Raw genomic sequence first — 25,725 nt, 5'->3', positions numbered from 1 at the left:
CGGTCCCACCAGAGGGCGGATTGACGTGAGGATGGTGCCCGCGAGACACCATGGTCGTCGCCTCGACCGCTATGATCGGCCTCGGCGGTGCGAATCCAGCCCATTATGCATCGACGCGGGCTCACTTCTCCTGTCGGTCGCGCCTGCTGATGACCCTGAACACTTGGAGGTGATGCCAGCTATTGTTGGGACACTTTCTATCGGCGGATTAGTGAGTGCAATCAAAGTCTACTTCCCGTTAAGCGACATTTGCGAGCGACCGCAACTGGCCCTACCGGCAGCTCACCGCGCCCGACGGCGTCACTGCCGCATATAGCCCCCGCTGATCGGCAACCTTGTAGATCTTCTTGGCCGGCTTCAGCGCTCGCAACTGCATGTCTGTGAGCATAGGGGGCTGCTCGGACGTATACCGTCAACCGATACCATCAAACTGATTTGACGGTATCGGACTAGGCCGTCCGAGTAGGAAATGTCGGTACCGTCACCGATACCGACATTTCCACTTGGTATTGCCCGGCTCACAACAGACCACACCGGACAATGACCCCATGTTTTTTTAAGGAAAAACATGAAAAACCGGAGCTCCCGGAACGACTTGGGAGCAATCTAATTTATTCCCACGCGGAAGGGAGGTCCCTTTTTCGCGGTCGCCTCACGAACCCTGTACAGAGAAGGAATGTCCGTCTTCATGGGTTCACCGGTCATTATTGCACTTGCTTTCTCTAGTGATTCAAATGGACGCCGACTGAAAATCAGCCGACGATCTGCGGGCCTCGCTAAACGATTCAGTCTGGCCGAACCATCTTGACATTGCCCAGCAGAACATCCGACGAGCCTTCTGCTCGCCCGCGCACATTCACCTGCTCGAAGTACTCGTACCACCCGGAGGCCGAAATCTGGCGCTCGAATTCGCGCTGGAACTCGATATTCGGGACCCGATATACACAAAAAAAATCGTACGGCGCACGATGGTCCGTGTCGTGGGCGTTTTTGCCGTAGGCGATGACATCGACGCCGGCGGATTTCATTCTTTCCACGGACCCGATAACCTTCTTAATAAAATCGGTCCGCTCGTTTTCCGAACATCTGGCCCAGGCAGGACCGTAGTTGTAAAGTTCGACAAAAATCTGTTGCACGGATGATGCCTCCTGGTACGCTGAACGAAACTAGTCCTCGTTGACAGGGGGCGTGACGGCCAATGGCCCGCGGAGAAACCCGCGCCCGCGCCAACTCGCCACCCTGGTGTGAGCGATTCACTCAGCTTTCGAATGGGGCGTTGTTGATGAGGTCGCACAGATTCGGGCAACCGAAGCCATGAACATGACGATGTCCGATGTCGACCAAGCCCGTGCCAAAAGCAGTTTGGGGCTTTTTCCTGACGACTTCAACCAATGCTTCCGTGAACGCCGCCTTCAATCCAAGTCTGGGGTAGAGCGCGACTACATCATCGATCAGGGATGGCGTGAGTTCATTCAGTCCAAGCCCAAAAATGTCCGCATAGGCTCCGACGTGAATGAGCGCTACTTCGGGCTGCTTGCGATCGACGATTCCTGTTGATGTGTGGAGAGCGATTGCATCCCAGACCAGCTCGGCCTTGGATTTCGGATAGTTGTTCTCAAGTAGGAATCGGCTGGCAGCGTCAGCGCTATCCACCTCGAAGCGCTGATCTGCTGCGAACTCGTCAGTGAGGCTGAGGTCGTGCAGGATTGCGGCGAGATACACAAGCTCGCGGTCGTACGCCAACCCTCGCCGCTTGGCTATGAACTCGGCAAACCACCATGTCCGGTGTACGTGGTTAAGAAGTACTTTCGAATGGACCCGTTCGGCAAGCGATACCGCTTTCCGGGTAAGTGCAGAATCCGGAGGGGTCACTCCTCCGATAGTGGCCAGCGTATTCATGTGTTCTCCGCAAACGTGAGCTAAGCATGAGGGTCAGTTTAGGCACTCCCGGAGTGTCACAATTGACTGTTTTCGGTCGATTTGTGACAAAATCCGATCTGATGCTTAGCGCTGAGGCGAGAATGAGGAAGCGGATAGAGCGAGGTCAGCAGACGCAGGCTGGGCGGCAAAGGCGAGTCGTGATTTTGGGCTTGCCGTCGGTGGAAGCGATCGATGTGATCGGGCCAGCCGAAGTGTTTTCCTTGGCGAATCGGGTAATCGATGAGCCCGCCCCCTACAGGCTCGAATTGGTTTGCTGCAGTGCTGATTTGTGGCTGGAGAGCGAAGTCGGAATCGCACTACGCGCACACAAGACGCTTGAACAGGAGCAGCGTGCCGATGAAGCAGTGGATACGTTGATCGTTGCGTCTGGCTTTAGGTCAATTGAACGAGTTGATCCAGAAGCGGTTGCGTGGATCCAAGCCAAGTCGCCATCCGTGCGTCGAGTATGCTCGATATGCGTCGGCGCGTTCGCATTGGCGGAGGCGGGACTGTTGGATGGTCGTAAAGCGACAACTCATTGGGGTATGGCAGCACAATTGGCCGAACGTTACCCACGAGTCAAGGTCGATCCGACGCCTATCTGGGTGAAAGATGGCAATGTGTATACGTCGGCGGGTACATCTGCAGGAATCGACCTTGCTCTCGCTCTTGTGGCCGAAGACCTAGGAGATGATGTCGCGCTGAAAATCGCCAAGACTCTAGTTCTATTTCTTCGACGGCCGGGCGGCCAGGCACAATTTAGCGTTGCTCTTCAATCGCAGCAGCCAACGACCTCAAGCTTGGCCGAGTTATGCATTTGGATCGGCGAGCATTTGCATGCGGAACTTACGGTAGAGATGCTTGCGGACAGACTATCGACTAGTGTTAGGACGCTTATACGTACGTTCAAACGGGAATTAAACATCACACCTGCCAAGTATATCGAAGACGTGCGGCTTGAGGCTGCCTGCCGGGCGCTCGAGTTGGGGTTGAATTCCACCGACGAGCTCGCACGTCGATGCGGCTATCGAAGCGTCGACGTGCTGCGAAAGGCATTCGTTAGACGCATGGGCGTGAGTCCGAATGAATATGCGAGACGTTTTGCTCGGCATAGCGAACCGGCCTGAACGGCCTCTAGTCCGGCGCACCCGCTGCACACGCAGATAAACAAGGCGAAATGGTGCGTTTCGACGCCGGCTAAATGCCGTGTGTTCTAGACAATTTTGTAGCCGCCGCGAATCCATTGGAGAATCTCTGATGCGTACTGCTCCGCACGATCCTCCCAGACGAAGTGACCGCAATCGAACAGCAGCGAGCGGGTTCGGGGCAATGTTCGGTTCAGAACTTCAGCGTTTTCAGGGGGCACCAGCGGATCGTGTGCACCCCAGACGCTCAGAACTGGAGTGCGAATGCCAGGAAGTGCGGCTTGCAGAATTGGCAGATCGGCCGGATAGGCCCGGACATATGTCATCGCTTCCACGAAACGACGCCCCGCCGACGATGCCTGATAGTCCTCCACTACAAGAGAATCCGGCTTCACCTTCAACAGTTGATCGATCGCATCAAGAGCAATCACATCGCCACTGGTCGCTTCAAATGGGGCAGTCGAAGGAGCGTTGATCAAATCCTTCAACGTCCCAGCTACGAGCCCGGCGTCCGTGGCGCCGCTTCCAATCACCAGACTCTCGAACAGGTCGGGGCGTTCGCTCGCCGCGAAGAGAAGCGCGGACGTACCCACGTCGGGTGCGACTACATGAACACGGTCAAGGCTGAGTGCAGATAAAAGCTTCGGTATAAACGCCCCCATTGCGCGAGGCGACATCAACTGCGACCGACCTTCAGATTGACCGAAGCCTGGTAGGTCAACCGCAATGAGGGAAGCCTCAACCCCGAGAATCGGCCAAATCCGATGGAAGGCGTAGAGACTTTCCGGCCATGGGCTAGTGAGCACCAAGGGAATTCCCCCGACAGCTTGATGACGTTGAAAGCGGATTCTCAAGCCATCGACTTCGATGAATTCCACGCTGTCCATAGGTATCGGTTTCGTCATGTCAGTATCCAGTCCGCAGCGTGAAATTCGATGCTTCTAAATGGAATGACCAACGCTCATTCGATTACCGCGACTGAGCGCTGGCGCTAGACGAACTCTTCCAGTCCGTTCAGAACATTGTGTTTGCGTTATTCGCGTTCTTCGGCACCGGCTGCAGCACGTCCCAGTGCTCGACGATCTTGCCGTCGTCATCGAAACGGAAGATATCGACACCTGCAGTTTCCTGGCCAGCCCAGTTCAAATAACGCACATGGACGAATGCCAGATCGCCGTCGATTGCGATGCGCTTGACCTCGCAGGGAATAGGCCCAGTTTGGTTGATATAGCCAACAATGGCATCTAAGCCATCAGGGAATAACGGGTTGTGTTGGATATACGGGCCAGCCACGAGACTCGGATACAAACTTCCTTGACCCTGGTTGAAGACCTTGTCGTAGATGGTCTCGATCACTTGCTTGATGTGGTCCCTGCTATTCATGCTGGCCTCTGGGTCATCTAATAGCGACTCATTTAATCCGATCCATAGAAGATGATCCATACCAATATGAAGCAACTTCATACCATTTCGTCTCATTCTGCTACCACGGGGCGATGCGAGCATTGAACGAATGGTTGAAGGCGGTCCGCGCCGATGGCTTAGTGCTTGTGCGCACGCGCGTGGCCGGGCCGTGGGGGTTCGAAGTACCGTCTCGCGATGCCGTGGTGTTTCATTTCGCGGCGGAAGGGCGGGCTTTGTGCGCCAGGCCGACGCGGAACCCATGCGAAAGCGGCCATAGTCCAGAAGCCGGGCCCAGCGGCCGCTCCGGGTCGAGAGTACGCATCCGACCGCGGTGAGAGCTGACATTCGTGGTCGCGCAGGTGTGGATGGCTGAAGAGCGACCTGAAGCTGCCTTACGAACGGTGACATCTGAACGTCCGCAAAGGCCGATTTGCAGTCCGACGCACCCTGCTCAGCCGGGCCTCAGTCCCACGCCGCCAGCCTTCAAGCCCGCGCCCCCGCCCGCTCCGCTCTCAAGTCCCCCCGAAATCGTGCACCAGCGAAATCAGCAGAAGTACCAGCAGGATCAACGCCACCGTTTTCCAGAACGTCACCGGGCTGCGCTCGATCAACGGCCGCGTCGTAACCGGCTCCGTCTCGCTGCCTCCCGCCGCGAAACGATCGAGGTCGGCGCAGACTTCGAGCGCATCCTGATAGCGGCGCTCCGGATCGGTCTGCATCGCTTTCTCGAGCACGAGATCCAGCCATGCGGGCAGGTCGGGCCGGTGGTGATGCAGCGGCACGCGGCCGTTGAAGCCGTATGGCGAGCGCCCGCCGCTGAAGGTGCGATACAAGGTGACGCCGAACGCAAAGACTTCGGATCGCGCATCGCCCTGCGCGCCTTTGATGAGCTCGGGCGCCATGTAGGCAGGTGTGCCGGGGGCAGTGAGCGGCCCCGGCGCGAGCACGCCCGGCATATAGGCAAAGCCCAGGTCGAGGAGCCTCACGCTGTCGTCGGGCAGCACCAGGATGTTCTCGGGCTTGATGTCGCGATGGAAGATGCCCTGGCGATTCAGCGCGTGGATCGCGCGGCCGAGTTGCCGGGCGACTGACAGCCCGCGCGTCAAGGACATCGGCCTCGGCGTGATCAGCGTTTCGAGCGGCAAGCCGTCGAGGAACGGCATCACGACATAGAGACGGCTCTGCCGCGCCGAATCGATCGCGCTCGGCGCGAGAACATTCTCGTCGCCGATCTTCCCGGCGAGCCACCGCTCCCTGACGATGGACTGGCGCACATTGGCGTCCTCAACGACGCGCGGCTTCGGGAACTTCAACGCGAGCCGCGTCTTCGGCTCGGCGAGATCGTGGCCGATGAAGATCCGCGAGTAGTAGCCGTCGCTCAGGATCGTGGTCAGCGCGTAGCCATCGACGACATCCCCGCACGCGGGCACGGCGAGAATCGGCAGGTCGCCGAGCACGCCTTCGAGGTAGTGATAGTCGAGGACCGGGACGCTGTGCACGTCGATCACGGCCGCGGAGACGTCGTCCGTCGAACCGCGCGAGCGCGCGATCTGGGCGAGGCGCTGCGCCACCGCGTCGGCCGGCGCCTGCGCCGACAGCAAGGCCCGCAGCTCGCGCGCCGGCACGCGCCGGTGAAGCCCGTCGGAGCACAGCAGCAGACGGTCTCCTGCCTGAAGCGTCCAGCTTTCGATGCGCGTCACCAGCGCGCTCTGCAAGCCGACCGCGTGGGCCACGAAGGCGCCGAACGGCACGTCCATGACGTCGTCGCCGCCGAGCTGCGAGAGCTCGCCGCCACGCATCTGATAGAGCCGGACGTCCCCCGCGCTAATCAGCCAAGCCGCACCGCCCCTGACCACGAGCGCCGCGAAGCACGCCGCCATCAGGCTCAGCTCCGCATCACTGCGGCCGATCTGGTGCAGCCAGCGGTGGATCGCGTTCAGCGCGCGCGACGCGGCGGCTTCGGGCGAGAGCGTGTCCGGCGGCGCGTAGTAGCCGTCGATGAAGCTGCGCACGGCGAGCTCGGCGGCCACGCGCCCTCCCCGGCCGCCGCTCATGCCGTCGGCCAGCGCGACCACGCTGCCGCGCGTCGAGCGCTGCATAAGGTCGCCAAGCATGACGCCGACGTAGTCCTCATTGCGCCCGCTGCGGCCCGCCTCCGAAACGAAAGCGATGTCGAGCTCGGGACATTCGCCGCGTTCGGGTCGCAGCGTCATGCATCCCTGCTCGACTGCATTGGCTTGGAGAGTCTCGGTCATTTCCTGTCGAAAATCGCGGCCTCGCTCGATTCGAGGTCATGCTCGATCTTATCGAGAACCTGCGGCGCGCGCTTCTTCAGCATCGCGAGCCAGATCAGGCCGAACGCCATGTAAGCGACGAACAGGTAAGGCAGCAGGTTGTACGGCCAGTCCGGCACCGGATAGACACTGCCGAAGAAGCCGCCGACCATCGCGACCGCGCCCAGGATGCCCACCACGACATTGGCGAGCTTGAGCTGCCCTTGCTTCTTCAAGTAAATCGGAGCCGACACCGAGATCAGGAAGTAGGCCACGATGAAGCCGAAGGTCGCGAACGTGCTCGTATAGCCGAACGTGTTCAGCGCACCGGTGCCCAAGAGCGCGAGATTCACGACGAGCGAGAGGATCGCGGCAAAGGCCACGGCATAGTGCGGCGTCTGGTGCTTCGTGTGGACCATGCCCATCGAGCGATGGACGAACTGATAGCGGCCCATCGAGAACAGCAGGCGGCTCGCGGCATTGATCGAGGCCAGCACGCAAGCGAACGCGCTCACCGATGCGATCAGATAGAACAGCGGCGCGAGCGCCGGCGCGCCGAGGCCTTTGAGCAACGTCTGAAGCGGCGCGGTATCGGCGCCGAGCTTGGCCACGTCGCCGCCGTAGGCGACGACCATCGAGTAGGCGACGAACATGAAGAACGCGCCCGCCACCACCATGCTCCAGATAATCGCGCGTGGAATCGCCTTCAGCGGGTTCTTGGTTTCCTTGCCGAGCGACGCGGCGCTCTCGAAGCCGACGAACGAGAAGATGCCGAGCACCATCGCCTCCGCCATCCCCTTCGGCGTCGTGCCCTGCAGCGACAGCTGCGCATGATCGACGATGCGCTCCGGATGCTGATAAAAGACCACGAACAGCACGCCGCCGACGATCGTGATCGACGCAGCCTCGATCGCGAGGCTCAGACGCGACGACAGCTTGATGTCGCGCGACGAGAGGAACCAGGCCAACGCCGCGCTGACCACATAGATCAGCCAGGTCGGCACGGCGATGCCGAACGGCGTAAACGCGTTCTGCACGAAGATGGCCTCGCCGGCGAGCACGCCCATCGCCGTGCCGGTGTACGCGGCAATCAGCCCCCATCCCGCGATGCCGCCCGCAATCGGCCCGAGCGAGCGCGAGATGAAGATGAAGAACGAGCCGGCCGCGGCGAAGCGGCTGGCCAGCACGGCGATGTTGAGACTGACGAACATGAGCCCGAGCGTCGACAATCCGTAGACGAGCCAGCTGCCTGCGCCGGCGAGCGCCGCGAGCGCCACGACGTTGAGCGACGGCGTCAGCGTCGGAGAGATGTTGGCCAGCGACTGGCCGATGGTCTCCATGAAGCCCAGGCTCGACGATCGAAGATCGGCGGATGGCGAGGAAACCGAGGTGGGTTGCTGCATAACGCTCATGCTGGATTCTCCTGTCGTCGAAGTGGGGTGCTTGCTTGATGCTTGAGATTGGTTGCTGTTAGGGTTGCTGATGAAATTGGTTTCTGGGTTTTGGGTTTGTTTGCGGTTTTCGTGCTGTTTTGCCTTGATTCGGTTCGTTGGCGGTTGGGGTGCAACTTTGAATTCGCGGCGGTACGTTTAATCCGTCCCTCCCCGGGACCGGGGTCACTTTGGTCCTTGCCCAAAGTAACCAAAAGCGCGTCCTAGGCGGACGGCCTAGCCCGGAGGCACTCAACCCTGTTAGTACCGGTGTCCCAAGCGCAACCGTGGGAAACCGTTACTACTCGACGTACGTCCCGTTTGCACGCGGCACGGAATTGCGCAGAGTCGCAACAAATCGAAGCCGTCGATTTGGCCGCGCCCCACGCCTACGATTGAAGGCAAGCCCAGCGCATGAGCCGCGTTGCAAGACAGCCTCTTTAGACCTCTCCTGACCTCCAGCGCCGCTTTGACGCGAGCGGACGCAATTCCGTGCCGCGTACTAACGGGACGCACGTCGAGTAGTAACGGTTTCCCACGGTTGCGCTTGGAACACCGGTACTAACAGGGTTGAGTGCCTCCGGGCTAAGGCCGTCCGCCCAGGACGCGCTTTTGGTTACTTTTGGCAAGGACAAAAGTGACCCCGGTCCCGGGAAGGGACGGACTAAACGTACCGCCGCGAAATCAAAGTTGCACACCAACCCGGAGCACCGCGAATTCAAAGTTGCACGCCAACCGCCAACCACAAACGAACCGAAGCAAGCCAAACAGCACCACAACCGCAAACAGACAAAAAAAACCCAAGACATCGTTAGCAAGCCTTATCAGCCCACTAGACCCGGTATCCAAGACGTGCCCGCGAGCGGAACACGCGCCATCGCAGCCGCCTCCACAGTCAGCGCGACGAGATCTTCCGGCTCAAGGTGATGCACGTTCTGCTTGCCGCACGCACGCGCGATCGTCGCCAATTCCATGTTCAGCGTCTTCAAGTAATTGCGTACCCGGCGCGAGCCTTCTTCCGGCTGAAGCCGCTGTTCAAGCACAGCATCCTGCGTCGTCACGCCCACGGGACACCTACCCGTATGACAGTGATGACAAAACCCCGCCGCTGTATTGAGCGCCGCATAGTCCGCAGCGGCCGGATGCAGCGCGCCATCCTTGAAGTAGGTGTCGCTGTTGCAGCCGAGCGCCATCAGCACGCCCTGCCCGATCGCCACCGCGTCGGCGCCGAGCGCGAGCGCCTTCGCCACGTCCGCCCCGGTGCGGATGCCGCCCGACACGATCAACTGCACCTGCCCTTTCATGTTCAAGTCTTCCAACGCGTCGACGGCCTGCCGCACCGCGGCCAGCGTCGGAATGCCGACGTTCTCGATGAAGCACGTTTGCGTCGCCGCGGTGCCTCCCTGCATCCCATCGATCACCACGACGTCCGCGCCCGCATGCACCGCGAGCTTCACGTCGTTGAACGTGCGCGTCGCGCCGACCTTCACGTAGATCGGCTTCTCCCAATCGGTGATCTCGCGCAGCTCCTGGATCTTGATCGCGAGGTCGTCGGGACCGGTCCAGTCCGGATGACGGCTCGCCGAGCGCTGATCCACGCCCGCCGGCAGCGTGCGCATGGCGGCCACGCGCGGGTTCACCTTCTGCCCGAGCAGCATGCCGCCACCGCCCGGCTTCGCACCCTGGCCGATCACGATCTCGATCGCGTCGGCACGGCGCACGTCGTCCGGGTTGAAGCCGTAGCGCGACGGCAGGCACTGATAGACGAGCGTCTTCGACGAGCGGCGCTCCTCTTGCGTCATGCCGCCGTCGCCGGTCGTCGTCGACGTGCCGGCCGCCGTCGCCGCGCGGCCCAGCGCTTCCTTCACGTTCGCCGAGAGCGCGCCGAAGCTCATGCCCGCGATCGTGATCGGGATGTCGAGCACGACCGGTTTGCTCGCAAAACGTGTGCCAAGCACGGTCTGCGTCGCGCATTTCTCGCGATAGCCTTCGAGTGGATAGCGCGACAGCGACGCGCCGAGGAACAGCAGATCGTCGAAGTGCGGCACGTGCCGTTTCGCGCCGAGGCCGCGGATTTCATAGAGGCCGCGCTGCGCGGCCGTGTGGATGTAGTCGATCGTCTTGCGGTCGTAGCCTTGCGACTCTTCCTGCTGCAAGCGGGCGAAATGAACGGGCTTTTCCATGGGGACGTTCTCGAAAATCGGGGTGTTCAACGGGGGCTCAATATTCCTGGTCGGCGTCGGCGTTCCAGTGATAGAGCGTGCGGGCCGAAGCAATGCGCTTGAATGCACGCGGATCGTGCGCGAGGCCCGCCGCGTCGAGCAGCGCGGCGACGGCCGTCACGTCCGCCTCGGTCATCGGCTCGAACTGTGCGTCCGCGCCGAGCGATTTCACTTCGCCCTTTACGTAGAGCACCGCTTCATAGAGCGAGTCGCCGAGTGCATCGCCCGCGTCTCCGCAGATCACCATGCGGCCCGCCTGCGCCATGAATGCAGAGAAGCTGCCGACGGAGCCGCCAACGACGATGTCGCCGCCCTTCAGCGAAATTCCGCAGCGCAGCCCCGCGTCGCCGTCGATCACGAGCAGGCCGCCGTGCGCCGAAGCGCCCGCGCCGTTCGACGCAAAACCCTTCACATGCACCTTGCCGCTCATCATGTTTTCGGCCACGCCGGTGCCCGCGCTGCCTTCGATGACGATCGTCGCGTGCTTGTTCATGCCGCCCGCGTAGTAGCCGGCGTGGCCGTCGATCGTGATGTTCACCGCGGCATCGACGCCGACGGCGATGTTGTGCGCGCCATTGGGCGAGCTCACGGTGACCCGCTGGCCGTTCAACTCGGCGCTGGAGCCGTGCAGGTACTGGTTCACTGCCCTGACCGGCGTGCGCTCAAGGTCGAATGTCACGCTTTCCATACGTACATCTCCTCGGGTGCGGGTTCGAAGACCTTCGCGTGCTTGATGTCGGGCAGATGCGCGAGCGAGCGGAACTCGGAGGCGATCGCCACGTAGTCGTCGCTCTCCGCGACCACGGCGGGCTTGCAGGCGAACGGGTCGCGGATCAGCGCGAGTTCGGTCGTCGTGCCCATCAGGAAGGTGTAGAAGCCGTCGAGCTCTTCAAAGCCCTTCTGCAACGCATCCGGCAGCGTGTCGCCTTCGCGCAGGCGCCATTCGAGAAAGCGGCACGCGGCTTCGGTGTCGTTGTCGGTGTCGAAGTGAATGCCCTCGGGCTCCAGCTTGCGCCGCACGCCATGCGCGTTCGAAAGCGACCCGTTGTGGACGAGGCAGAAGTCCTCGCCCGCCGTGAACGGATGCGCACGATCCGGCGTGACCGCCGATTCGGTCGCCATCCGCGTATGGCCGACCAGATGCGAGCCCTTCAGGTTCGCGAAGCCGTAGCGCTGCGCGATTTGCGCGGGCAAGCCGATGTCCTTGTAGAGATCGATCGAGCGGCCCGTCGACAGCAGATAGACCTTCGGGTAATGCTCGCGCAGCCAGCTTTTCACGGTCTCGGCGCTGCCTTGCAGCGTCAGCACGGCGTGATTGCCTTTCGCTTCGATGCGCGCCGTGACGTCCATCGCAGCGTTCAGCGCGTCGACGAGCTTGCCCCAAGCGAAGCGCTCGCCCTCCTCGGTGAAGCCCGAGTAGAGGCTGAGCTTGCGCTGGTGAGCATCGACGGCCTTGCCGAACACGGCGAGCCCCGCCGAGTCCGGGCCGCGCTCGGTCATGCCGATCAGCATCGGCACCATCAGCTCGCCGAGCCGTTCGCGTAGTGCCGGCGTCTTCACCAGCAACCCTACGATTCCGCACATATTGCGTCTCCTTAAAAGAATTCGAGGTAGCTCTTCAGCTCCCAATCCGATACGTGGCGCATGTATTCGAGCCATTCCATGCGCTTCAACTTGAGGAATTCGCCGGCGACGGGGCCGAGCGCATCGCAGATCACGCGGTCGGCTTCGAGTGCGTCGAGCGCCTGCTCGAGGTTCTGCGGCAGCACGCCGATCTCGCGCTCGCGCAATTGATGCGGGGTCCAGTCGTAGAGGTTGTCGTTGGCGGGCTCGCCCGGCGACAGCTCGCGCTCGATGCCGTCGAGGCCGGCCGCGATCACGGCGGCGGTCGCCAGATACGGATTGCACGAGCCGTCCGGCAGACGCAGTTCGATGCGCTCGCCCGGCATGCGCACCATCGTCGAGCGGTTGTTGTCGCCGTAGCTGATATAGGCAGGCGCCCACGTCGCGCCGGTCAGCGAGCGGCCCACCACGAGCCGCTTGTACGAGTTGACGGTCGGGTTGCAGAGCGCCGCCAGCGCGGGCGCGTGGGCGAGCAGACCGGCCGTGAACTGGTAGCCGAGCTTCGAGAGGCCCATGCCGAGCGAATCGTTGCGGTCGGCGAACAGGTTGCGCTCGCCGTCGCCGATCGACATGTGCATGTGCATGCCGTTGCCGGGGCGGTTCGCGAACGGCTTCGCCATGAACGAGCAGATCATGCCGAGCTCGTTCGCGATCTCGGACGCGGCCATCTTGAAGAACACGTAGTGATCGCACGAGGTCAGGCAATCGGTGTACGTGTAGTTGATCTCGAACTGGCCGTTCGCGTCTTCATGGTCGATCTGATAGACGTCGATGCCCACCGCGCGCAGCGATTCGGTGAGCTTTTCCAAGAACACCCGCGTGCGCGACAGGCCCTTGTAGTCGTAGCACGGCTTCGCGAGCGTGTCGCTCGGATCGCACGGCTCCAGCACGCCCGACGCCGAACGGCGCAGCAGCGAGAACTCCGGCTCGAGTCCCGTGTAGAGCGTCCAGCCGCGCTCGGTCATGCGCGCGGCCTGCTTTTTCAGCGTCACGCGCGAATCGAAGGCCCACGGCTTGCCGTCGACGTGGCCGTCGCACACGATGCGCGCGAGGCCCGGCTGCCACGGCACCGGCGTGAGCGTCGACAGATCGCCGACGGCCATGAAGTCCGGCCCGTTCGGCTCGATGCCGACGCCCCAGATCGCGAAGCCGGCAAAGCCCGCGCCGACCGTCAGCACGCTCTTCAGATGCGCAACCGGCACCGACTTCGCCTTCGCCACGCCGTGAATGTCGACGAACTGCGCCAACACGTATTTCACGCCTCGCTGCGAGAGCCAGGCCTGCGCGTCTTCCGCCGTGTCGAAGCGCGGCACGCTTCCTAGCGCGTCGACGGTGACCGGCAGCTTGCTCGCGTCGTTCAGGTTCATTGCCACTCCTTGCAACAATTTATTAACATGCAAAAATATTTCCTAGCAGGAAACACTCTGCGCGCAATCGGACCCTCTCTTTCCTTAGGCTGGCAGACCCTCTCGATCTGCTAACCTTGCATCCTTTTCCCGAGGCTATCCATGCAAACTGCGGACGACAGCAAATCACCGCTCGAACGCTATCTCGGCGCGACGATCCGCGAGTTGCGCCAGTCCCACGGGCTGACCATCGCGCAGGTCGCCGAGCAGGCCGGCATCAGCCGCGGGATGCTCTCGAAGATCGAGAACGCGCAGACCGCGACCGGGCTCGACGTGCTCAACCGCATCGCGATGGCGCTCGGCGTCTCGATGTCGACGCTCTTTCGCAACTTCGACGTCCCGCAAGGCGGCGCCCAGCTGGTCAAGAAAGGCGCCGGCATGGAGGTCGTCCGCAAGGGCACGCAGCGCGGCCATACCTACCATCTGCTCGCTTACGACCAAGGCCCGCGCAAGCTCTTCGAACCGTTCCTCATCACGATGGACGACGCGTCGGAACGCTTCCCCGTGTTCGAGCACCCCGGCACCGAATTCATCCACATGCTCAAGGGCGTGATCGAGTACCGCCACGGCCAGCAGACCTACATCCTCCATCCCGGCGACACCCTCACGTTCCGCGGCGACATCCCGCATGGGCCCGAACGTTTGATCAAGACGCCGATCCAGTTTCTGTCGATCTTCGTCTACGCCCAGCCCGCCGCCGAGTGAGCGGCGCCGACCCGGACACCTGTTACGCAACGTCCGTGCCATGTTTATCAATGAGAATCAAAAGTTCCTGTCAATAAACATCGACGGCGTACCGCGGCCCTTCCCCATCACCCTGCTTTCCCTGCCCCTGCCTGCCCGCGGTGCGGCCCCATCGTGAATGCGGTGCATGGGCGCACTGAAACGGCAACGCGGGTTACGACGTTGCATCAGCTCCGCTTATCACGTCGCCAATGCGCTCAGCGCAATGCGTCCTCGGGAAGCTGCGGCAAGGCGCGCGCCAGCGCCGGCTGAATCGAGCGATCGATGACCGCGCGCGTCAACGTGACGATCTCGCTCGCGAAGTCGTCCCACTCGCCCTGCCGGTGCAGCAGAAAAAAATCGCGCCGTCCGAGCCGCCCGGACGGCAGCGGCAGCACGGCGATTTCGCCGAGATAGTGCCGCGCCTGCCATAGGCACAGCGGCGTCGAGATCGCGAAGCCCAGCCGCGCCGCCACGAGGCTCAGCAGCGGATCGGTCGCGTCGAATTCGTAGCGGCGCGGGCTGTCGATGCCGAGATGCCGCGCGAAGCGTTCGACCTGCTGGCCGATCACCGAGCGCGCCGTGTAGCGGATCAGCGGCAGTTCCTTGTTGAGCGTGCGCCAGTCGATCTGCGCGCGGCCAGCGAGATGGCTGCGCGCGACCACGGCCACGAACGCCTCGGAAAATAGCGGGATTTCAACGATGCGCGCATCGTTCACCGACGTCTGCGTGCAGACGGCGATATCGAGCTCGCGGTCATGCAGTTGCTTCGACAGCCCCGGCGTGAGCCCTGACCACAACGAAATCTGCCGCGCCGAATTCGACACCGCGCGAATCAGCTCCGGGCCGACCGTCGCCGCGAACGAATCGACACAGCCGAGCCGCACCGGCAGCGTGCCCGCGTGCGAGGCGTCGCCGATCCGCGTGCCGACCATCTGCGCGTGCTCGATCAGCGGCCCCGCGAGTTCGAGCAGGGCGCGTCCCGCGGTGTTCGGGCGCGGCGGACGGCTCTCCCGGTCGAACAGCGTCATGCCCTGATCGCGCTCGAGCGCCGACACGGCCTGACTGATCGCGCTCTGGCTCACGCCGAGCTGCTTCGCCGCGGCCGTCATCGAGCCCGTCTCGCACACGGCGACGAAAGCCTGCAGCGCGCGCAGATCGATTGGGGGTTGGGTTCGTCTCATCGTGCGTGACTCTCACAGCGATAGGTGCGGATGCTGCGCGCTCAAAATCCGCCCGTGCTCACGATGAGCGTTTTCGGGTGCGCATCATAAGTTTGCCGAATACAAAATTCCCCCGGGTTTCGGCTTCCTAGAATCCGCTCAATCGCCTTATCGGGGATTCCCATGAGCGAGCCACTATGACTTCATCGTGATCGGCGCCGGCGCGTCGTCGATCCGAACGTGCGCGTACGAGTCGGCGCAATCGGCGCCGCTATTGAATGAAGCGACGCAATTCGACCGTCGAAGGCCGATCGAAGATCGCTTCCGGCGAGCCGCTTTCCCACACGCGGCCTTGATGCATGAAGACGACCTTGTCGCTGACCGCGCGCGCAAAGCGCATCTCGTGCGTCACCATGATGAGCGTCATATGCTCGCGCGCGAGGCTCTCGACCACGCTCAGCACTTCGCCGACGAGTTCCGGATCGAGTGCCGACGTGATCTCGTCACACAGCAGCACGGTCGGGTTCATTGCCAGCGCGCGAGCGATGGCCACGCGCTGTTGCTGTCCGCCCGAGAGTTGGTCCGGATACGCACCGAACTTGTCGCCGAGGCCGACGCGCTCGAGCATCCTTTCGGCTAACTCGCGCGCCTCGCGCCGTGGCGTCTTCTTGGCCACGGTCTGCGCAAGGACGACGTTCTCGCCCGCCGTTAGATGCGGAAAGAGGTTGTATTGCTGGAAGACCATGCCCACTTTCAGGCGCAGTGCACGCAAGTCGGCATGACGCGCGTCGATATGCTCGCCGTCGATCTGAATCGATCCGGCGTCGATGCTTTCGAGCCCGTTCAGCGTCCGCAGGAAAGTGCTTTTGCCCGACCCGCTGCGGCCGATGATCGAGACGACTTGCCCACGGTCGACGGAAAAATCGATCCCTTTCAATACCTGGTTCGCGCCGAACTGCTTTTCGACTCCAATAGTTTCAACGAGCGCCATACACAGTCCTTTGCAACGTTCGCGCGTAACGCGTAAGCGGATAACAGAGCGCGAAATAAATGAGCGCGACGAGCCCGTACACGAGGAACGGCTTAAACGTCGCGTTTGAAATCTCGGCACCGGCTTTCGCGAGCTCGGAAAATCCAATGATCGAGACGAGCGCCGTATCCTTGATCGCTTGCACGCCGAAGCCGACGGTCGGTGCGACGGCGATGCGCGCCGCCTGCGGCAAGATCACGTGCCGCAGTTGCTCGAAGTAGTTCATGGCGAGGCTCGCCGAGGCCTCCCACTGCCCTTTCGGCACAGCCTCGACGCAGCCGCGCCAGATCTCGGCGAGATAAGCGCTCGTGAAGAAGGTGAGGCCGAGCGTGGCGGCCACCCAGGGCGAAACATCGATGCCGACAAGCGGCAATCCAAAGAACACGATGAACAGCTGCAACAGCAGCGGCGTGCCCTGAAACACCTCGATATAGACGCGCACCAGTGCGCGCAACGCTCTCGAACTCGACACGCGCATGACGAGCAGTACGAGCCCGACCGCTCCGCCCGCGACGAACGAGACGAGCGAGAGCAAGACGGTCCAGCGCGCGGCAAGCAGCAACGCTTCGAGGATTTGGCCGAAAGTGAACTCGATCATCGGGCGCCTCGCAGATTGCGTGCGAAGAGCCGGCGGCCCGCCGCGTGAAGCGCGGCGCGCAGGACGAGCGCCATCACGAAATAGACGCCGGCGATGAGGAAGTACGTTTCGAATGCACGGAAGTTGCGCGATTGCACGTAGCTGGCCGCATAGGTGAGATCGGCCACGGAAATCTGCGAAACCACCGCCGAGCCGAGCATCGTAATCACGATCTGGCTGGCGAGCGCGGGAAAGACTTTCGCGAACGCCTGCGGCAGCAGGACATGGATGAAGGTCTCGCGCGGCGACATCGCGAGTGCCGCGGCGGCTTCCTGGTGTCCCTTCGGCACGGCGCGAATGCCCGCGCGCAGGATTTCGACCGAATAGGCGCCGAGATTGAGCGTCATCGCGGCGATGGCCGCGGTGTATTCGCCGATGTGGATGCCGAGCGCGGGCAGGCCAAAGAAAACGAAGAAGAGCTGAACGATAAACGGCGTGTTGCGAATGCCCTCGACGTACGCGAAGCCCAGCCTGCGTAGCGCCGCGTAGCGGCTTTCGCACGCTGCCGCGCCGAGCACCCCGACGCTCACGCCGAGCAATGTCGATACGGCTGTCAGACCGAGCGTGACGGCCGCGCCGTTGGTGAACATGCCGGCATAGGCCGCGAGTTCGCCGAACTGCAGTTGATAACTCATGAACGATACCGTTGAAGCGAACGACGGAATGGCTCGCCGCGCGGCGGCGAGCCCGATGCGGACGCGTTTTAGAAGGTGGCCGGCAGTGACTGGCCGAGCCACTTCATCGACATCGCCTGGAGCGTGCCGTCCTTTTTCGCCTGCTCGATCGTGGCGTTGACCTTCGCGAGCAGTTGCGGCTCGTTCTTGCCGAGTCCGACGTAGCAGGGCGAATCCTTGATGATGAATTTCATTTCGGGCATCCGCGGCGGGTGCTTCGCGATGATGGCGGCCGCGACGACGTTGCCGGCCGCGATGAGTTGGACTTGGCCCGAGAGGAACGCTTGAATCGTGGCGTTGTTGTCGTCGAATCGGCGGATCGTCGCGTTGGGCGCCATGTCCGTGAGCGCGATTTCCTCGAGCGCGCCACGTGTGGCGCCTACCGTCTTGCCGGCGAGATCGGAGGCGGTCTTGACGTTGATGTCGGCCGGGCCGAACACGCCTTGGAAGTAAGGCGCGTACGCCGCGGAGAAATCGATGACCTTCGCGCGATCGGGGGTTTTGCCGAGCGACGAGATGATGAGATCGACTTTGTCGGTTTGCAGATACGGAATGCGGTTCGCGCTATTGACCGGCACGAGTTCGACCTTCACGTTCATCGATTTCGCGAGCAGCGTGGCCATGTCGATGTCGTAGCCTTGGGGCTTCATGTCGGGGCCGACCGAACCGTACGGCGGATAGTCCTCCGGCACCGCTACGCGCAGCGTGCCGCGCTTCGTGATCGCGTCGAGCGCATCGGCATGCGCGGCTTGCGCGGCGAATAAAACGAGTGCCGATGCGGCGACGATTGCGGCAAGCCAGCTGCGCCGAGCGGTGCGGTGAGGCGTGTGTTCCATCTTGTTTTCCGAAGCTGAGTGATTTGGGGCGGCACGCGCATGCTGACGCACGCCCGAGTCCGGGGCCGGATAGGAGCAAGGAACGGGCCAGGCATTGCGTGACGCCCCGAGCGAGATGGCGGGCGCCGGCAGAAGGGTGTGATCCGCCGCGTGGCAATTCGGGATTCCCCGTTTTGGGGCATATGCACCGCGCGTGGCATGCGGGTCCCGCAGAGGCCGCTCTGACGTTCACCCATGACGTCCAGCTTGGCCAGCGTCGCGGGGCGACACGCTGGCCGACTCATCAGATCGCGTTAAGCGGGATTTTCAGATAACGCACCCCATTCGCCTCGGGCAAAGGCAATTCGCCGGCCCGGATATTGACCTGCACGGAAGGCAGAATCAGCGTCGGCATCGCCAGCGTTGCATCGCGCGCCTGCCGCATGGCGACAAACTGCTCCTCGGTTACGCCATCACGCACATGAATATTGCGATTCCGCTGATCACGCACGGTCGTTTCCCAGGCCGGACCACGCCCTTCAGGCGGATAGTCGTGACACGTGAAAAGCCGCGTCTCGCCTGGCAAGTCCAGTAGCTTGCGGATGGATCGGTACAACTCGTGCGCATTGCCACCCGGGAAGTCGCAGCGCGCGGTGCCGACCTCCGGCATGAAAAGCGTATCGCCGACAAAGACCGCATCCTCAATCTGGTAAGCCATGTCCGCAGGGGTATGGCCAGGCACATGAATCGCCTTTCCGGTCAGGCCGCCGATGGCGAACGTCTCGCCGTCTTCAAACAGGTGGTCGAACTGTGAGCCGTCCACTCGGAACTCCGGTTCCAGATTGAAGAGCGTCGTGAACACGCCCTGCACCCGGCGGATGTTCTTGCCGATAGCGATGCGCCCACCGAGAGAGCGCTTGAGATAGGACGCGGCCGAAATGTGGTCGGCGTGCGCGTGCGTTTCGAGAATCCATTCGACGCGCAGTTCACGTTCGCGCACGAATGCGATGACTTTGTCTGCACTTGCCGTCGACGTCCGCCCCGACCTGAGGTCGTAGTCCAGCACCGAGTCGATGATGGCGCACTCAGGATGCCCCTCCTGGTGAACCACGTAGGTCACTGTCGAGGTTGCGGGGTCGAAGAACGGTTGAATGGTCGGTTGCATGGTTGTCTCACAGGATACGAATCATTCTATTCACGGATAATATATTTTTCAATATAATATCTGCATCGAAATTGTAGGTGACCCATGAAGCAACCGCACCCGACCATCGACCTCAGCACCATGCAGGCCGCCGCAGCGAATGCATGCGCCCTGCTCAAGGTGCTCGCCAATCCGGACCGCCTGCTGCTGATGTGCCAGCTGTCCCAAGGTGAACTGTCCGTCGGCGAGCTGGAGGAACAGCTCGGCATCCTGCAACCGACCTTGTCGCAGCAACTCGGTGTCCTGCGTGAAAACGGTCTGGTGACCACTCGCCGGGAAGGTAAGAACATCTTCTATTCGATGGCGAGCGCGCAGGCGCTTGCCGTCATGGCCGTCCTGTACGAGCAGTTCTGTGCCAGCGCAAACCGGAAATAGACATGGTGATCGACTTCGAGAACTTCACACCCGGCCTGTCATTGGCCGGAGGACTTGCCATCGGCGCGGCTGCCGCCGTGCTGGTGCTGTTCAACGGCCGCATCGCGGGTATTAGCGGCATCCTGGGAGGGCTGCTGGGCCTGCCGCGCAACGACATGCCCTGGCGCGCGGCTTTCCTTGCGGGTCTCGTCGGCGCTCCCGTCGTCGCGAGCCTGCTCGGCATACCGGCCGTTGCGAATATCCAGGCGGGCTGGAGCGAAATCCTCGTGGCCGGCTTCCTGGTGGGTCTGGGCACCCGCTATGCCGGCGGCTGCACGAGCGGCCATGGCGTGTGCGGCATCTCACGCGGGGCCATCCGCTCGCTGGTCGCCACCCTGACGTTCATGGTGACCGGTTTCCTGACCGTCTACGTACAACGGCATCTGATGGGAGGCTGACATGTCCACGATTACCGCATTGCTCGCGGGCCTGCTCCTCGGCATCGGCCTGATGATTTCCGGCATGGCCAGCCCAGCGAAGGTACAGGGCTTTCTCGACCTGGCAGGACAGTGGGACCCGTCCCTGGCCTTCGTGATGGCCGGTGCGATTGCCATCGGCTCACTGGCGTTTCGGATTGCCAAACGCCGCGAGCGCTCGTTCTTGGGGTTGCCGGCGCAGCTTCCGGCCAGCACGACGGTCACGCCGAGGCTTATCTTGGGCAGCGCCGCGTTTGGTGTCGGCTGGGGTCTGGCAGGCTTTTGCCCGGGGCCTGCGTTGGTGGCACTGGGAGCCGGTTATCCAAAGGGCGTTGGCTTCGTAGCGTCGATGGTCGCCGGCATGGTCATCTTCGAAATCATGGAACGGACGACAACCTGACCTGCCGTCAATCCTCGGCTTGGATGTCCATGCGCAGCAATACTTCGCGCAAATAATTCACCGCGTCGACTTGGTTTCTTGCCGCTATTGCACGCTGCCTCAGTTGAGCGAGCGCCGCATCGTGCTCCACGAGCCATTCCGCCGATTCGACGAGTTCGAATTGAAGGTCGTTGAGCGAGGAGGTTTGCGCACGCGGGGGCATCTCGGTACTTGCGGCGGGCGTCACCTTCGTCGGCGTATCGGTTCGAGCTTGTGTCAGCGAGAACAACGTGGCGAGGTTGTTCTCGCCGGCCCATTTATCGCGCTCGGTCAGATGGGGCAGGCCGAAGCGTTTCTCGATCAGCGCCAGAATGGCAGTGTGATCGTGCACGCGCGAGTCGATCGTCGTTCTCGGAATCAGCGGAGAAACGACGACTGCGGGTACGCGAAAACCGAGCCTGTCGAATTTGAACTTGATGAATTTGCTGTCCTCGTCGTCATCCTGGCCGATCTTTCCGTCCGGATTGACCGTGTGCGGCGAGCTCGCGTGATCGTACGTCCCTCCCGCTTCGTCGTATGTGATAACCAGCGCCGTTTTCTCCCACAGCGGTGAATTGCGGACGGCGTTGTACACCGAGGCAATCAGCTTCTCTCCCTCCAGCATGTCGTTCGAGGGATGCTGGTCGTTCGCGCGAAGGCCCCGCTGGTTGAAATATCGCGGCTCGATGAATGCATAGTTCGGCAGCGTGCCCTTCTCGAGATCGACCCAGAGCTTGTCAACAGGCTTGAACGGCGCGTTCGCCAGCACCGAAAGCATCGTCAACGATTGCGGAACGTCGTGGTAATAGACGGCTCCGCTGAGGCCCCGCTTCTTGAGCAGTTCGAATATCGTGCGAGACCCGGTCACCGTTTGCGTGCCGCCCAGATATCCGTCCGATGTGGCCGCATGGACGAATCGCCGGTTCGGGCAAGTGGCCCCGGGCGCCGAGCTGAACCATTTGTCGCAGACTGCAAACTCGCGCGCGAGCGTCGTCAATACCGGCAGGCGCTCGGGTGCGAAGCACTTCATGATGTCCTCGGGACGACCGTGGATCCGCTGCTGATAGTCGTGGACAAACCCGTTGTTCGTGGGCGGCATGTCGGGCAGCCATTCGAGCTTTTGCCGGGCCTCCTTGCCGAGGCCGAACATCTGCGTGATGGACGCAGGGTTGAAACTATGCCCGGGGTCGGCGGGAGGATCGCCGTAGTCCGCGTCGCTGCTCACGGTGTAGCGAGGCGACGAGGCATCGTTCGGATCCGCGGGATTCGATTCATGGCCCTGCAATCCGTCGATCGGATATTCGGGCGTTCTCATGAAGCCGAGCACGTGGTCGAACGACCGGTTCTCCAGCATGAGCACGATGAAGTGTTCGACGTTGTTCAATGCTTTCACTGCGATTCTCCCTCGCTATCATTTTTTTTGGCAGCGATAAACAGCTCGCCGAGTCGATTGATGGATGCATGGGTAAATTCGGCGAAGCCGCGAGAGTCGATCGGGCTGATACCCGAAAGGGTTTTGCCTAATTCGTCGGCTAACTCGATGGCTCCCTGCTTGGCCTCCTTATCCGCGCACCACGCCACCCCGTGCGTCTCGTGCCATATCGGAGTGGGCGTCTCCAGTTGAAAGGCGATCTTTTTTCGATCGCTGCCGATTTGCATCATGAGGGACGGCGTTGCTTCCACGTAGACAGCAGTCGTGTCTAGCGCTACCTCCACACGCAATCGAAGATCGACCGTTAGCCTGGAATGCGCGGCGTCGACCGAGGACCAATCTACCTGCGGCGTACGGGGTCTATCCCAGAAGCGGCAGTTTTCTTTGTCGGTATAGGCGCGCAAGCGCGGCCACTCGTTCGGCACGAGTTTGTATTCGTATTTGAGATCCTTGGCGCCATGACTTTTCTGCTCGCCCATCTTGTCTCGGAGCGTGGCTTGAACCTTACCGCCAACGAGTCGAATCACCATGTCGTTGCATACGTACAGAGCGACGTGGCTTCCGGTTGGCAACACGGACGGTGTGAAGGTGTGGTCGTCCACGACAGGCGCCTTGTCCTTGTTGGAAAGCAGTAAAAGCAGGATTCCCTTCGGCCGATTGGGATCCGCCATGCACTTGAGTTTGGAATGCTTGAACGGTTCCCCATTGCCAAACGGTGCGTCCATCGTCCAGAGCAGCAACGCGGGCTGGGTTGCGATCTGCGATGCAAGCGTGTCGCGTAGCTGCGCGATGGCAGCGGAATCGCCATGCACGCCCTCCAACTGAGGCTGCGCCGAGAGATTTTCGAAGTCGAGCATGACGTCCCACTGTCCGGCTTTGTCCGGTGACGGAACTACCTTTACGGACGGCTCCACGACCAGGCGTGCGCTCGCTGCATGGGTGCCTTCCTCCCCTCGTTCCTCACCCTTTGCGTGCGCTCTGACAGGGAAGGAAACGGTCAGAGAGGTATCGCTTTCATGGGCGGAGGCATCGACAACGCCAGGTTCCAGATGGACGTCGAGAAAATGGTCCCGTAGCGCCCCCGCCAGTTCGATTTCCCGGGAGACGATCGGGCATGGCACGGGCACGGCCTGGCGATCCAAGGCCGCGATGCAGTCCCACCCTTTCAACGGAGACGCTATCAAGGGGAAATGGACTGCCCGCATGATGCCTTTGTTGTTGCCGGCGTCGACACCTGCCAGGCATAGCATGTCGTCGAGCACAGCAGCACCGGGACCCTCGTCGAGGTCGAGGCCGATGTTGCGGGGGTCCACCCATTCGAACTTGTTGCCGTCGCCGGAAAAGACGTGGTAGATGGCGTTGCCGCCGTTGTCTCGATAAAAAAGGTGCAGTTCCCCGTTGTAGGCGACAGCGGCAGGCGACGAGCTGGTTTCGGCATTCAGTACGTGGAAAGAACCTGCCCCCTTCCAGCTTTCGCCGTCGGCGGACACAATATGCAAGACGCCATTTTTATCTCTACTGTAAGGACCGTCTTTGCCTTTGTCCTTGTAGAAGATGTGGTAATTGCCTTTGAAAGCGACGATGCCCGGACGATTTGCAGACGTATTATGGCCTGTGTTTTTAATGGTCGATTGGCCGTTCGCCCGGAGCTTGTAACACATGATCCCATCGCCTTGAAAATTCCTATAGGCGACTACAAGAGAATCGCCTAGAGCGGCAGCTGACAGATGCGATTTGGAGCGGCAGTCTGTTTTTTTAGGGTCGCTCCAATTTTCTCCATCGGACGAGACTATGTAATAGATCGTGCTATCCCTGTCCGCGCGAAAGAAGACATACAATTTATTGTCGAAAACGACGCTGCAGGGGCCGGCACTGGTGACAATCGGACGGTTGTCGGCAGCAATATTGCCGATCTCGCGTCCACTATGCCAATAGAGGCCATTCGAAGACCGGATGTGCGTCAGATGATCGTCGCCTTGCTTCTGATAAAAGCAGTGTATTTGCTGTTTAAAGGTGCAGAGGGACGGCGGGACTCCGGGATTAGTATTGTATTGCGTATAGTCACGCCGAAAAAACATCTTCGGGACGAGTTTGACGACAATGGCGTCGATAGCCTGAGACGCGCCGCGCGTTCCGCAAAATGCGCCGTTTGAGACCCAATCGGTTTCGCCGCCGCCAAGCCTGTACGCCATGTAACGGAGATCGTATTGCGCGGCGTTCTCCCCGGTCAGCTCGATCGCAAATCCTTCCAGAGGCAAGCGTGGACCGCGGTTGCCAATATATTCTCCGTCTTTGAACCAGCCCGTATCGCCTTTCGTGCTGATATGGGCCATATAGCGCAGCCCAAGGCCGGCCGGGGCGGAGAACGTGATTTTAAAACCTTCTATCCTTTTGCTCTTGTCGGGTGCGCCAGCATATTCGTTCGGACCCACTGTGATGTCCCCGATATCTTCCACATGCACGAGTACTTCGAATTTTGGTGTGGTCATTTTAAATCTCGCGAAATGAATGCATTGAGCCAGTTCGGGAATTGGCCATCCCCGGAATCGTAAAGACCGTTTGCTTTAAAGAAGTACAGGAAAGACAGCGGGTTTTGCCGAGTTGAACCACGCGATGCGGATGTGGATCTGAGGCGGCGATTTAAATTTGCCGTCCTCGCCCGAGAGCGTGGGGAAGACGGCATTACCTTGCTGGGTGAGACCGCTAAGCAGCAGTGGTTGCCGCATAGCGCAATGCGCAATATTTTTTTCGTTGAAAATAGCGATCCAGCGATTTACGCGTGACATGGTGAAGTCCCCGGACCGTTATGACTCGTTTCGTCTGATGATTGGTTTTGTCTGATTATAGTCAGAGGAATCGGGGCTTTTCTGTAGCACAAATGTGCTACATGACAGGCGGTTCCGCCCCTTGCGGTTTGCTCTGATTTCGCGTCGTTTGTCACGCGCGCCGACGGGCTTGCGCTGCGGCAGGGCTAACGCTGATGAACGCGCCCATCCACACTACACAACCAGGCACCCCCGTCTCGCCGCGACGGACACCGTCGCTTCCATCCCTGCGGTAAATCTCAGGTAGTCGACCTCGATCCCGTCAGAAAAAATCACGCCGTTTTCGGGCATGCGCGAGCGAAGACGCAGCGGCTGCCCTGCACTCACGTGGCCAAATACCAGTTCGGTCTTCGATACCTGGCTCGGAAACGGCTCCCGCACCGCGAAAGTGAGTTCGGGACTGTCCCAGGGTTGCGGCTGATACTGGAAGCTGCCCGCCTTTCCCTCCATCGCACGTGCCACGCCAAACGCTCCCGTCACAACGCTCTTGAGCCAAGCCGTCGAACCCAGCCCCGTGGAGACGATGATGCCGGATGACGACTGCGATTCGC

The 25,725-nt window shown here is 61.3% G+C and carries 25 protein-coding genes and 1 pseudogene; 6 read left to right on the top strand and 20 right to left on the bottom strand.

Annotated features, from left to right (window positions below):
• Positions 1-785: 785 nt before the first annotated feature.
• The gene (locus tag AAHK20_RS32305) at positions 786-1,136 is read right to left on the bottom strand and encodes a DUF6616 family protein (protein ID WP_449185584.1); all 351 of its coding nucleotides are present in this window, start codon (positions 1,134-1,136) and stop codon (positions 786-788) included.
• Positions 1,137-1,257: 121 nt separating this feature from the next.
• A complete protein-coding gene (locus tag AAHK20_RS32300; protein ID WP_449185583.1) occupies positions 1,258-1,899 on the bottom strand; it encodes an HD domain-containing protein in 642 nt (213 codons plus the stop codon).
• Between the two features lie 62 nt (positions 1,900-1,961).
• Between AAHK20_RS32300 and AAHK20_RS32295 the strand changes: the two genes are divergently transcribed.
• Positions 1,962-3,047, top strand: a complete 1,086-nt coding sequence (locus AAHK20_RS32295; protein ID WP_449185582.1) for a GlxA family transcriptional regulator — start codon at positions 1,962-1,964, stop codon at positions 3,045-3,047.
• A gap of 86 nt (positions 3,048-3,133) precedes the next feature.
• On the opposite strand, the gene AAHK20_RS32290 is transcribed toward AAHK20_RS32295, so the two are convergent.
• Together AAHK20_RS32290 and AAHK20_RS32285 are read right to left on the bottom strand one after the other, a co-directional pair.
• Positions 3,134-3,970, bottom strand: coding sequence for an alpha/beta fold hydrolase (locus AAHK20_RS32290; RefSeq protein WP_449185581.1), 837 nt, complete (start codon positions 3,968-3,970; stop codon positions 3,134-3,136).
• Positions 3,971-4,079: 109 nt separating this feature from the next.
• Positions 4,080-4,529, bottom strand: coding sequence for a nuclear transport factor 2 family protein (locus AAHK20_RS32285; RefSeq protein ID WP_449185580.1), 450 nt, complete (start codon positions 4,527-4,529; stop codon positions 4,080-4,082).
• A gap of 32 nt (positions 4,530-4,561) precedes the next feature.
• Between AAHK20_RS32285 and AAHK20_RS32280 the strand changes: the two genes are divergently transcribed.
• Positions 4,562-4,804, top strand: coding sequence for a cupin domain-containing protein (locus tag AAHK20_RS32280; RefSeq protein WP_449185579.1), 243 nt, complete (start codon positions 4,562-4,564; stop codon positions 4,802-4,804).
• A gap of 177 nt (positions 4,805-4,981) precedes the next feature.
• Here AAHK20_RS32280 and AAHK20_RS32275 read toward each other — a convergent pair whose 3' ends face one another.
• The 6 genes from AAHK20_RS32275 to glnT all read right to left on the bottom strand — a co-directional run bounded on the left by AAHK20_RS32275 (position 4,982) and on the right by glnT (position 13,384).
• The gene (locus AAHK20_RS32275) at positions 4,982-6,724 is read right to left on the bottom strand and encodes a bifunctional protein-serine/threonine kinase/phosphatase (protein ID WP_449185578.1); all 1,743 of its coding nucleotides are present in this window, start codon (positions 6,722-6,724) and stop codon (positions 4,982-4,984) included.
• Positions 6,721-8,154 carry an APC family permease gene (locus tag AAHK20_RS32270; RefSeq protein WP_449185577.1) on the bottom strand — a complete coding sequence of 478 codons (1,434 nt, stop codon included), beginning with the start codon at positions 8,152-8,154 and terminating at the stop codon, positions 6,721-6,723. The genes AAHK20_RS32275 and AAHK20_RS32270 overlap by 4 nt, the downstream gene beginning before the upstream one ends.
• A gap of 842 nt (positions 8,155-8,996) precedes the next feature.
• On the bottom strand, positions 8,997-10,355 hold the full coding sequence (locus tag AAHK20_RS32265; RefSeq protein ID WP_449185576.1) for an FMN-binding glutamate synthase family protein: 1,359 nt from the start codon (positions 10,353-10,355) through the stop codon (positions 8,997-8,999).
• 37 nt (positions 10,356-10,392) lie between these two features.
• Complete coding sequence (locus tag AAHK20_RS32260) at positions 10,393-11,082, bottom strand: GltB/FmdC/FwdC-like GXGXG domain-containing protein (protein WP_449185575.1); 690 nt, start codon at positions 11,080-11,082, stop codon at positions 10,393-10,395.
• Positions 11,070-11,978, bottom strand: coding sequence for a class II glutamine amidotransferase (locus tag AAHK20_RS32255; RefSeq protein WP_449185574.1), 909 nt, complete (start codon positions 11,976-11,978; stop codon positions 11,070-11,072). The genes AAHK20_RS32260 and AAHK20_RS32255 overlap by 13 nt, the downstream gene beginning before the upstream one ends.
• Positions 11,979-11,989: 11 nt before the next feature.
• The gene (gene glnT, locus AAHK20_RS32250; RefSeq protein ID WP_449185573.1) at positions 11,990-13,384 is read right to left on the bottom strand and encodes a type III glutamate--ammonia ligase; all 1,395 of its coding nucleotides are present in this window, start codon (positions 13,382-13,384) and stop codon (positions 11,990-11,992) included.
• Positions 13,385-13,525: 141 nt separating this feature from the next.
• Between glnT and AAHK20_RS32245 the strand changes: the two genes are divergently transcribed.
• On the top strand, positions 13,526-14,128 hold the full coding sequence (locus AAHK20_RS32245; RefSeq protein WP_449185572.1) for a helix-turn-helix domain-containing protein: 603 nt from the start codon (positions 13,526-13,528) through the stop codon (positions 14,126-14,128).
• Positions 14,129-14,364: 236 nt separating this feature from the next.
• On the opposite strand, the gene AAHK20_RS32240 is transcribed toward AAHK20_RS32245, so the two are convergent.
• The 6 genes from AAHK20_RS32240 to AAHK20_RS32215 form a co-directional block, all read right to left on the bottom strand.
• A complete protein-coding gene (locus tag AAHK20_RS32240) occupies positions 14,365-15,330 on the bottom strand; it encodes a LysR family transcriptional regulator (protein ID WP_449185571.1) in 966 nt (321 codons plus the stop codon).
• Between the two features lie 250 nt (positions 15,331-15,580).
• Positions 15,581-16,300: an amino acid ABC transporter ATP-binding protein gene (locus AAHK20_RS32235; RefSeq protein WP_449185570.1), complete on the bottom strand. Its 720-nt coding sequence runs from the start codon at positions 16,298-16,300 to the stop codon at positions 15,581-15,583.
• Complete coding sequence (locus tag AAHK20_RS32230; RefSeq protein ID WP_449185569.1) at positions 16,287-16,937, bottom strand: amino acid ABC transporter permease; 651 nt, start codon at positions 16,935-16,937, stop codon at positions 16,287-16,289. The genes AAHK20_RS32235 and AAHK20_RS32230 overlap by 14 nt, the downstream gene beginning before the upstream one ends.
• On the bottom strand, positions 16,934-17,611 hold the full coding sequence (locus tag AAHK20_RS32225; RefSeq protein WP_449185568.1) for an amino acid ABC transporter permease: 678 nt from the start codon (positions 17,609-17,611) through the stop codon (positions 16,934-16,936). The genes AAHK20_RS32230 and AAHK20_RS32225 overlap by 4 nt, the downstream gene beginning before the upstream one ends.
• A gap of 68 nt (positions 17,612-17,679) precedes the next feature.
• A complete protein-coding gene (locus tag AAHK20_RS32220; protein ID WP_449185567.1) occupies positions 17,680-18,486 on the bottom strand; it encodes a transporter substrate-binding domain-containing protein in 807 nt (268 codons plus the stop codon).
• A 283-nt stretch (positions 18,487-18,769) separates the two neighbouring features.
• Complete coding sequence (locus tag AAHK20_RS32215; RefSeq protein WP_449185566.1) at positions 18,770-19,630, bottom strand: MBL fold metallo-hydrolase; 861 nt, start codon at positions 19,628-19,630, stop codon at positions 18,770-18,772.
• 84 nt (positions 19,631-19,714) lie between these two features.
• Here AAHK20_RS32215 and AAHK20_RS32210 point away from each other — a divergent pair, with 84 nt between their 5' ends.
• Genes AAHK20_RS32210 through AAHK20_RS32200 form a run of 3 tightly spaced genes read left to right on the top strand, consistent with a single transcriptional unit; the run spans position 19,715 to position 20,899 of the window.
• Entirely contained in the window at positions 19,715-20,044 is a 330-nt protein-coding gene (locus AAHK20_RS32210) for a metalloregulator ArsR/SmtB family transcription factor (protein ID WP_449185565.1), read from the top strand.
• A gap of 2 nt (positions 20,045-20,046) precedes the next feature.
• Positions 20,047-20,481, top strand: coding sequence for a YeeE/YedE family protein (locus tag AAHK20_RS32205; RefSeq protein WP_449185564.1), 435 nt, complete (start codon positions 20,047-20,049; stop codon positions 20,479-20,481).
• Between the two features lies 1 nt (position 20,482).
• On the top strand, positions 20,483-20,899 hold the full coding sequence (locus AAHK20_RS32200) for a DUF6691 family protein (RefSeq protein WP_449185563.1): 417 nt from the start codon (positions 20,483-20,485) through the stop codon (positions 20,897-20,899).
• Between the two features lie 7 nt (positions 20,900-20,906).
• On the opposite strand, the gene AAHK20_RS32195 is transcribed toward AAHK20_RS32200, so the two are convergent.
• From AAHK20_RS32195 to AAHK20_RS32180, 4 genes and pseudogenes are all read right to left on the bottom strand, one after another.
• Entirely contained in the window at positions 20,907-22,310 is a 1,404-nt protein-coding gene (locus AAHK20_RS32195) for an alkaline phosphatase family protein (RefSeq protein WP_449185562.1), read from the bottom strand.
• The gene (locus AAHK20_RS32190; RefSeq protein ID WP_449185561.1) at positions 22,307-24,838 is read right to left on the bottom strand and encodes a hypothetical protein; all 2,532 of its coding nucleotides are present in this window, start codon (positions 24,836-24,838) and stop codon (positions 22,307-22,309) included. The genes AAHK20_RS32195 and AAHK20_RS32190 overlap by 4 nt, the downstream gene beginning before the upstream one ends.
• Before the next feature lie 75 nt (positions 24,839-24,913).
• Positions 24,914-25,135, bottom strand: coding sequence for a hypothetical protein (locus AAHK20_RS32185; protein ID WP_449185560.1), 222 nt, complete (start codon positions 25,133-25,135; stop codon positions 24,914-24,916).
• 213 nt (positions 25,136-25,348) lie between these two features.
• Positions 25,349-25,725, bottom strand: a pseudogene (locus AAHK20_RS32180) (sugar kinase); the annotation flags it as partial.

It is taken from the genome of Trinickia camelliae (genome assembly GCF_053525655.1).
Note: the sequence above shows the minus strand (reverse complement) of the source record. Positions and strands in the feature narration are given on the sequence as shown.

Coding starts and splice junctions, on each gene's coding strand:
- AAHK20_RS32205 (WP_449185564.1), top strand. CDS start 20,047: ATGGTGATCGACTTCGAGAACTTCACACCCGGCCTGTCATTGGCCGGA.
- AAHK20_RS32235 (WP_449185570.1), bottom strand. CDS start 16,300: ATGGCGCTCGTTGAAACTATTGGAGTCGAAAAGCAGTTCGGCGCGAAC.
- AAHK20_RS32230 (WP_449185569.1), bottom strand. CDS start 16,937: ATGATCGAGTTCACTTTCGGCCAAATCCTCGAAGCGTTGCTGCTTGCC.
- glnT (WP_449185573.1), bottom strand. CDS start 13,384: ATGAACCTGAACGACGCGAGCAAGCTGCCGGTCACCGTCGACGCGCTA.
- AAHK20_RS32275 (WP_449185578.1), bottom strand. CDS start 6,724: ATGACCGAGACTCTCCAAGCCAATGCAGTCGAGCAGGGATGCATGACG.
- AAHK20_RS32265 (WP_449185576.1), bottom strand. CDS start 10,355: ATGGAAAAGCCCGTTCATTTCGCCCGCTTGCAGCAGGAAGAGTCGCAA.
- AAHK20_RS32200 (WP_449185563.1), top strand. CDS start 20,483: ATGTCCACGATTACCGCATTGCTCGCGGGCCTGCTCCTCGGCATCGGC.
- AAHK20_RS32215 (WP_449185566.1), bottom strand. CDS start 19,630: ATGCAACCGACCATTCAACCGTTCTTCGACCCCGCAACCTCGACAGTG.
- AAHK20_RS32190 (WP_449185561.1), bottom strand. CDS start 24,838: ATGACCACACCAAAATTCGAAGTACTCGTGCATGTGGAAGATATCGGG.
- AAHK20_RS32245 (WP_449185572.1), top strand. CDS start 13,526: ATGCAAACTGCGGACGACAGCAAATCACCGCTCGAACGCTATCTCGGC.
- AAHK20_RS32260 (WP_449185575.1), bottom strand. CDS start 11,082: ATGGAAAGCGTGACATTCGACCTTGAGCGCACGCCGGTCAGGGCAGTG.
- AAHK20_RS32290 (WP_449185581.1), bottom strand. CDS start 3,970: ATGACGAAACCGATACCTATGGACAGCGTGGAATTCATCGAAGTCGAT.
- AAHK20_RS32285 (WP_449185580.1), bottom strand. CDS start 4,529: ATGAAGTTGCTTCATATTGGTATGGATCATCTTCTATGGATCGGATTA.
- AAHK20_RS32225 (WP_449185568.1), bottom strand. CDS start 17,611: ATGAGTTATCAACTGCAGTTCGGCGAACTCGCGGCCTATGCCGGCATG.
- AAHK20_RS32185 (WP_449185560.1), bottom strand. CDS start 25,135: ATGTCACGCGTAAATCGCTGGATCGCTATTTTCAACGAAAAAAATATT.
- AAHK20_RS32270 (WP_449185577.1), bottom strand. CDS start 8,154: ATGAGCGTTATGCAGCAACCCACCTCGGTTTCCTCGCCATCCGCCGAT.
- AAHK20_RS32280 (WP_449185579.1), top strand. CDS start 4,562: ATGCGAGCATTGAACGAATGGTTGAAGGCGGTCCGCGCCGATGGCTTA.
- AAHK20_RS32220 (WP_449185567.1), bottom strand. CDS start 18,486: ATGGAACACACGCCTCACCGCACCGCTCGGCGCAGCTGGCTTGCCGCA.
- AAHK20_RS32240 (WP_449185571.1), bottom strand. CDS start 15,330: ATGAGACGAACCCAACCCCCAATCGATCTGCGCGCGCTGCAGGCTTTC.
- AAHK20_RS32210 (WP_449185565.1), top strand. CDS start 19,715: ATGAAGCAACCGCACCCGACCATCGACCTCAGCACCATGCAGGCCGCC.
- AAHK20_RS32255 (WP_449185574.1), bottom strand. CDS start 11,978: ATGTGCGGAATCGTAGGGTTGCTGGTGAAGACGCCGGCACTACGCGAA.
- AAHK20_RS32300 (WP_449185583.1), bottom strand. CDS start 1,899: ATGAATACGCTGGCCACTATCGGAGGAGTGACCCCTCCGGATTCTGCA.